At 65.5% G+C, this 6,523-nt stretch carries 5 protein-coding genes; 1 reads left to right on the top strand and 4 read right to left on the bottom strand.

Going from position 1 to position 6,523, the window contains the following annotated elements:
* Positions 1-1,245 (bottom strand): malate synthase A (gene aceB / locus V6M49_RS09390; RefSeq protein WP_332760940.1); only part of this gene is annotated, 1,245 nt, incomplete at its 3' end.
* Positions 1,246-1,261: 16 nt separating this feature from the next.
* A complete protein-coding gene (locus V6M49_RS09385; RefSeq protein WP_254752352.1) occupies positions 1,262-2,656 on the bottom strand; it encodes an NAD-dependent malic enzyme in 1,395 nt (464 codons plus the stop codon).
* A gap of 221 nt (positions 2,657-2,877) precedes the next feature.
* Between V6M49_RS09385 and V6M49_RS09380 the strand changes: the two genes are divergently transcribed.
* A complete protein-coding gene (locus V6M49_RS09380; RefSeq protein WP_141141686.1) occupies positions 2,878-3,633 on the top strand; it encodes an IclR family transcriptional regulator in 756 nt (251 codons plus the stop codon).
* 125 nt (positions 3,634-3,758) lie between these two features.
* On the opposite strand, the gene V6M49_RS09375 is transcribed toward V6M49_RS09380, so the two are convergent.
* A complete protein-coding gene (locus V6M49_RS09375) occupies positions 3,759-5,252 on the bottom strand; it encodes a nucleobase:cation symporter-2 family protein (protein WP_332760939.1) in 1,494 nt (497 codons plus the stop codon).
* A 210-nt stretch (positions 5,253-5,462) separates the two neighbouring features.
* On the bottom strand, positions 5,463-6,377 hold the full coding sequence (pucL, locus tag V6M49_RS09370; RefSeq protein ID WP_210412336.1) for a factor-independent urate hydroxylase: 915 nt from the start codon (positions 6,375-6,377) through the stop codon (positions 5,463-5,465).
* Between the last annotated feature and the right edge of the window lie 146 nt (positions 6,378-6,523).

Raw genomic sequence — 6,523 nt, 5'->3', positions numbered from 1 at the left:
GCCCTCGGTGACCTGGCCGTCAGCCGAGGCGATGTCGATCAGCTGGTCCGCAGTAACCGAAACCTCGGGGCGCTGCTTGTCCAGCTGGTTCGGGCGCTCGCCGAGGACGGCGTCGAACACCTCCCGGCAGGTGGGGACCAGGTCCGGGTGGGCCACCCAGGAGCCGTCGAACCCGTCGTTCGCCTCGCGGGTCTTGTCCGCGCGGACCTTGGCGAAGGCTGCTTCGGTGACCTCGGGGTGCCTGCGGTTGGGGATGACGGCGGCCATGCCGCCCATGGCGAAGGCGCCGCGCTTGTGGCAGGTCTTCACCAGCAGCTCGGTGTAGGCGCGCATGAACGGAGCCGTCATAACCACCGAGGCGCGGTCCGGGAGTACAAATTCCTCGCCGGCGTCGCGGAAGTACTTGATGATGCTGAACAGGTAGTCCCAGCGGCCGGCGTTCAGGCCCGAGGCGTGGTCCCGGAGTTCGTAAAGGAACTCGTCCATCTCGAAGGCGGCCGGGATGGTTTCGATCAGCATGGTGGCGCGGACGCTGCCCTGCGGGATGCCGAGGAAGTCCTGGGCGAACACGAAGACCTCGTTCCAGAGGCGGGCCTCGAGGTGCGATTCCATCTTGGGCAGGTAGTAGTACGGGCCGTGGCCGTTGAGCAGCAGCTGCTTGGCGGTGTGGAAGAAGTGCAGGCCGAAGTCCACCAGCGCACCCACGGCGGGTTCGCCGTCGATCAGCAGGTGCCTTTCCGGCATGTGCCAGCCGCGGGGGCGGGCCACCACAACAGCCAGCGGCGCGTCGGTGCGGAGCGTGTATTCCTTGCCTTCGGGCGAGGTGTAGGCGAGGGTGCCGGTTGCGGCGTCGCGCAGGTTCAGGATGGAGTCGATGACGTTGGGCCACGTGGGCGTGCTGGCGTCCTCGAGGTCCGCCAGCCATACCTTGGCGCCGGAGTTCAGGGCGTTGATGGCCATCTTGGCCGGGGTGGCCGGGCCGGTCATCTCGACGCGGCGGTCCTGCAGCGCGGCGGGCGCCTCGGCGACCTTCCAGTCGCCGTCGCGGATTTCCTGCGTCTCCGGGAGGAAGTCCAGGCGGCTGGTGCGGGCGACGCCGTCGCGCTTGGCCTGGCGGGCCTCGAGCAGCTCGTTGCGCGTGCCGGCGAAGCGGCGGTGCAGCTCCTCGATAAAGGCCAGGGCCCTGGGGGTGAGGATCTCCTCGGCGCGGGCGACCGGCTGGCGGTCGGTAACAGTGATAGCCATATTCGTAAGTCCTTTTCTAGAGAGCGCGGGCGGCGTGAGCGGCGCCTGCCACTGCGGCAGCCACATCGGCGGCTACATGAGGATCGAAGACGCTGGGGATAATGTAGCTCGCGTTCAGCTCGTCGTCAGCTACCCGGTTGGCGATGGCGTCTGCGGCGGCCACCAGCATCTCCGGCGTGATGTCGCTCGCGCCGGCGTCGAGCAGCCCCCGGAAGAAGCCCGGGAAGGCCAATACGTTGTTGATCTGGTTGGGGAAATCGCTGCGGCCGGTGGCCACCACGGCCGCGTGCTTGGACGCAATGACCGGGTCGATCTCCGGCGTCGGGTTGGCCATGGCGAAGACGATCGCATTCTCGGCCATGGCGGCGACCTGCTCCTCGCCGATCACGTGCGGGGCGCTGACGCCGATGAAGACGTCGGCACCGGCCATGGCCTCGTGCAGGGTTCCAGAGAAGCCCTCCTCGTTGGTGTTCGCGGCAATCCAGGCGCGGTGCTCGTCGTCGTACTGCTCGCCCGAGTGGATGGCTCCGGAGCGGCCGGCGGCAACGATGTGCTGCGCGCCCTGGGCCTTGAGGAGCTGGATGATGGCCGAGCCGGCGGCGCCGACGCCCGAGACAACAATGCGGACCTCGGGGAGCTTCTTGTCCACCACGCGCAGGGCGTTGTGGAGGGCCGCGAGGGTGACGATGGCGGTGCCGTGCTGGTCGTCGTGGAAGACGGGGATGTCGAGTTCATCGCGCAGGCGCTTCTCAATTTCAAAGCAGCGCGGCGCAGCAATGTCCTCAAGGTTGATGCCGCCGTAGACGGGCGCCATGGCCTTGGCGATCATGATGATTTCCTCGGTGTCCTGGGTGTCCAGGCAGACCGGCCAGGCGTCAACGTTGGCGAACTGCTTGAACAGGGCGGCCTTGCCTTCCATAACGGGCAGCGCCGCGGCCGGGCCGATGTTGCCCAGGCCCAGGACGGCCGAACCGTCGGTGAGGACGGCGATGGTGTTGCGCTTGACGGTCAGGTTGCGGGCCGCTGCCGGGTCCTCGGCGATCGCGAGGCAGACGCGGGCGACGCCGGGCGTGTAGGCACGGGAGAGGTCGTCGCGGTTGCGCAGGGCTACCTTGGGGACCACCTCGAGCTTGCCGCCGAGGTGCATGAGGAAGGTGCGGTCCGAGACGTGCTGGACCGTGACGCCGTCGAGCGCGTTCAGGGCGTCCTTGACGCGGGCGGCGTGGTCGTCGTCGGTGGTGTTGCAGGTGACGTCCACAACCAGGGTGTCGTGGTGGGATTCGGTGACGTCAAGCGCCGTGATGGCTGCACCGGCTGCGCCGACGGCGGCAGCGAGTTCACTCGTGGCAGTGAAGCTGGACGGCGCCGCGACGCGCAGGGTGATCGAATTTCCGGGGCTCGGGTTCGCCATTGAATTTCCTCCTCGTGGGGTCCGTTTCCGGACCGCTTGTGCAACCGAATGTTTTCGTATTATGGATATTATTATCTGCCAAGTGGAAATGCAACCCCCTGGCGGTCATGTTTGGGGGCATCGCGTCCGGCCCGGCGGTGCTGTATGTTGAGTGTTCTAAGCAACTCTTTTCACGATGTGGATAAGAGTTGTCAGAATCTGAGCCCCAAGGAGGCAACGGAATGGCTGAAAAAGCCTCCGGAGGCGTGCAGTCCGTCGAGCGCGTCTTCGAACTGCTGGAACTCATCACGGACGCCGGCGGAGACGTGACGCTCAGCGAGCTCTCCTCCTCCACGGACCTGCCCCTGCCCACCATCCACCGACTGCTGCGCACGCTGGTCTCGCTTGGCTACATCCGCCAGCTGCCCAACCGCCGCTACGCACTGGGCCCCCGGCTGATCCGGCTCGGCGAAGGCGCCAGCAAGCAGCTCGGAGCCGTGGCCCGCCCGCAGCTGAAGAACCTCGTGGAGCGCCTCGGCGAAACCTCCAACATGGCCGTGCTGGATTCGGACATGGTCATCTACGTGGCCCAGGTGCCCTCCCTGCACTCCATGCGCATGTTCACCGAGGTGGGCCGCCGCGCCCACACGCACGACACCGGCGTCGGCAAGGCAATCCTGGCCCAGCTGGACGACGACGTGGTGCGCGGCATCGTGGCCCGCACCGGCATGCCCACCCCAACGGCCAAGAGCATCGGCGACATCGATTCCCTCTTGGCCGATCTCAAGCTGATCCGTGAACGCGGCTACTCCATCGACGAGGAAGAGCAGGAGCTTGGCGTGCGCTGCTTCGCGATGGCCGTGCCCAACGCGCCCACCCCTGCCGCGATCTCGGTCTCCGGGCCGATCAGCCGCGTGGACCAGAGTTTCGCCGACCGCGCCGTGCCGCTGCTGCGCCAGGCCGCGCTGGCGATCTCGGCGGAGCTCAACCAGAACTGATGCGTCCCGCCGTCGTCAGCCCTTAACCACAACAGCGCGAACGGACACTTGGGGCCCTGGAATCTGCGGATTCTGGGCCCCAAGTGTCCGTTCGCGCTTGGCGTTGTGGGTGGTGCTGGGTGACGCTAGTGGTCAGACTTCGACGACGACTCCACCGGGACTTCCTTGCCTTCGGCGTCGATCAGTTTGCCGCCCTCGTACCGGTCGCCGTCGGCCAGGATCTTCAAGTCGGCTTCAGTGACCACCCGGGCGGTGCCGGCCACAAACACTGACTGGTTCTCCGAGTTGCCGGCCTTGAGGTGGTTGAAGAGCAGGTTCAGCAGGATGGCCATGACGGCGGCCGAGCTGATGCCCGAGTGGAAGATCGTGGAGAACCAGGACGGGAACTGGTCGTAGAACTTCGGGGCCGCAATCGGGATCATGCCAAAGCCGATGGAGGCGGCCACGATGACCAGGTTCATGTTGTTTTTGTACTCCACCTTGGCAAGCGTGCGGATGCCGCTGGCGGCCACCGTTCCAAAGAGTACGACGCCGGCGCCGCCCAGGACGGGGGTCGGAACCGCTGCGACCACTCGGCCAAGGATGGGCAGCAGGCCCAGGATCACGAGGATGAGCCCGCCGGCGCTCACCACGAAGCGGCTCTTGATGCCCGTGATCGCCACGAGGCCCACGTTCTGGGCGAAGGCGCTCTGGGTGAAGGAGTTGAACAGGGGCGAGATGGCGCTTGAGAGCATGTCAGCACGGAGGCCGTCTCCGATGCGGCGTGAGTCCACCTTGGTGTCCACGATCTCGCCGACGGCGATGATGTCCGCCGAGGTCTCGGTGAGCGTCACCAGGATGACAATCAGCATCGAAATGATCGCCGCGATCTCAAAGGTCGGCAGGCCAAAGGCGAACGGCGTGGGGAAGGCGACAACGTCGCCCTGGCCCACTTTGGAGAAATCGGCCATGCCCGTGAACAGTGCAATCACGGTGCCGATCACCATGGCGAGCAGGATTGACAGGCGGGAGATGGCGGCGTTGCCCACCTTGCTCAGCAGCAGGACGATGCCCATGGTGGCCGCGGCGAGGCCGATGTTGGCCACGCTCCCGTAGTTCTCGGCCTTGGCGTTGCCGCCCATGGCCCAGTTGGCGGCGACCGGCATGAGGGTCAGGCCGATCGTGGTGATGACCGTGCCGGTGACCACAGGAGGGAAGAACTTGATGATTCTGGAGAAGAGCGGCGTGATGGCCAGGCCGATCAGGGACGCCACAATCACGGAGCCGAAGACGGCCTGGATGCCGCCGCCGCCCTGGACGATCGCCACCATGGTGGAGACGCCGGCGAACGAGACGCCCTGGACCAGCGGCAGCTGCGATCCGAAGAACGGGATGCCCACGGTCTGCAGAATGGTGGCGAGGCCGCCCACAAACAGGCAGGCCGCGATGAGCAGGCCGATGTCCGTGGCGGACATGCCGGCCGCGGCTCCGATGATGAGCGGCGGGGCGATGATGCCGCCATACATGGTCAATACGTGCTGGAAGCCGTACGCGAACGTGCTTCCGATGGAGAGGCGCTTGTCCTCGGGGCGGGCCGTGGAACTAGTCGACGCGGGCCGGGAATTCTTCTTGCTGTTCATGGCAGACTTTCTTGGTTCATGGCAGACGCCTTCGTCTGGCTAACAATGTCTGGCTAACAATTTGGGGCTTTGGGGAGCGTGACCGGGTGGATTTCGACAAGCTCAATCACCGGAGACGGGCCCAACCAGGGGGGACGGGCCCAACCAGGGAAGACGGGCCCAACCACCGGCGTTGTCCGGTGGTCGAGCCCGTCGAGACCCGGTGGCAGATCAGCAGAAGCCGGCAATGCCGTTCCAGGCGGCGGGGGCCGTGCCTGAGTTTTCGCGCTGGACCGTGGCCTCGATCAGGCCATAGGGGCGGTCCGCGGCGAAGAAGACCTCGTTGGGGTTGTCGAGCCCGAATGGGCTGAGGTCAACCAGGAAGTGGTGCTTGTTGGGCATCGAGAACTTGATCTCGTCCACTTCGCCGTGTGCTTCCAGGACCTTCTTGCCCATGTCGAACAGGGTCTGCTGCAGGGCGTGGGAGTAGTTCTCCGTAAAGCCCTCGAGCAGCAGGGCCTTGATGTCCTCGTAGCTCTTGTTGAAGTCCGTGGCCGTGTGGTCCAGACCCGTACTGTAGCGCCAGCGGGCGGAAACATCCGTGGCCAGGATGCGGTCCGTGGTCTCGGGCAGGGTGGTGTACTTGTCTCGCGGGTAGCCGACAAAGCCGGACTGGGTGGTCTTCAGGACGGTCAGGTCCTTGAGCCCGGAGATCACGTGCGTGGTGTTGCCGTCCCGGACCACGACGGCGGTCCGGACTTCCTGCCCGTTCCGGACAAAGCTGTGGTCGTGTTCGGAGCCGTGCGACTGGATGCGGTCCCAGGTGTAGGACTCGGCTTCCCAGCGGCCGCCCGTAACCCAGTCGAAGCCTGACGTGAAGTGCTCGCTGAGGCGAAGAAGGAAGGCTTCGGGGGAGCCAACGCCCGCCCGGGCGAAGGCGTAGATGGTGTTCTTCTGGGTGTCCGTGGCGACGACATGGGCGTTGTCGCCTTTCAGGTGCGCAGCCTCGAAATCGCCGCGCAGCTGCGACGTTACGTTCAGGTCTTCGATCTGGTGGCGGTCGGTGTCGCGGGTGACTTTGACGACGCGGACTTCTGCCTTGCCGTACTGGTTGTCGCCGAGGACGATTTTGTTGCTCATGGTCATATCCCAACTTCTACGAGGTGGAACCTTTACGGTCCACCAACGAAATTAAGCGCGTATTTCCAACGCGTTTCTGGTGGAGCCGACCCAACAAAAAAGAGCCGGCATCCATTGATGCCAGCTCATTACGACCCTGCCTGCTGCTCCCA

Source organism: Pseudarthrobacter sp. (genome assembly GCF_036675385.1).
Lineage (GTDB): Bacteria > Actinomycetota > Actinomycetes > Actinomycetales > Micrococcaceae > Arthrobacter.
This window is presented reverse-complemented; position numbering and strand designations above follow the sequence as displayed.

Coding starts and splice junctions, on each gene's coding strand:
- V6M49_RS09385 (WP_254752352.1), bottom strand. CDS start 2,656: ATGGCGAACCCGAGCCCCGGAAATTCGATCACCCTGCGCGTCGCGGCG.
- V6M49_RS09380 (WP_141141686.1), top strand. CDS start 2,878: ATGGCTGAAAAAGCCTCCGGAGGCGTGCAGTCCGTCGAGCGCGTCTTC.
- V6M49_RS09375 (WP_332760939.1), bottom strand. CDS start 5,252: ATGAACAGCAAGAAGAATTCCCGGCCCGCGTCGACTAGTTCCACGGCC.
- pucL (WP_210412336.1), bottom strand. CDS start 6,377: ATGACCATGAGCAACAAAATCGTCCTCGGCGACAACCAGTACGGCAAG.